We start from the raw sequence: 540 nt of genomic DNA, 5'->3' as shown, positions 1-540 counted from the left end.
GTCAGCTCGAACTTGGCCGACGCGGCCTGCAGCGGCAGCATCTCTACCGTTACACCCGGCAGCACGAACTCGGGCAACCCGGTGTTCTGCAAGGTGAACATCACCTGGAACACCGGCGCACGGCTCAGATCGCGCGGCACGTTCAGCGTTTCCACCACCTTCTCGAACGGCAGATCCTGATGGGCATAGGCGGCCAGGGTATTCGTCTTCACCTGCGCCACCAGCGCACTGAAGGTCGGGTCGCCCGCCAGATCGGTACGCAGCGCCAGGGTATTGATGAACAGCCCGATCAGCGGCTCGGTCTCGGCGTGGGTGCGGTTCGCGATCGGCGTGCCGATCACGAGATCATGCTGGTTGGCATGGCGCCCGAGCAGCACGTTGAAGGCGGCAAACAACGTCATGAAGGGCGTCACGCCCCACTGCTGGCTCAAGCTATCGATGCGGCCCGACAAGGCGGTTCCCAGCGCACGGGTCAGCACCTGGCCGTTGAAGGTCTGCACTGCCGGCCGAGGCCGGTCGGTGGGCAGTTCCAGCGCCGCC

Annotated in this window: 1 protein-coding gene; it reads right to left on the bottom strand. The window is 65.4% G+C overall.

Annotation, left to right across the window (positions count from 1 at the left end):
* Positions 1-540 (bottom strand): condensation domain-containing protein (locus NLI84_RS18805; protein WP_255992362.1); only part of this gene is annotated, 540 nt, incomplete at both ends.

This window comes from Chitinolyticbacter albus (assembly GCF_024437655.1).
GTDB classification, from domain to species: domain Bacteria; phylum Pseudomonadota; class Gammaproteobacteria; order Burkholderiales; family Chitinibacteraceae; genus Chitinolyticbacter; species Chitinolyticbacter albus.
Note: the sequence above shows the minus strand (reverse complement) of the source record. Positions and strands in the feature narration are given on the sequence as shown.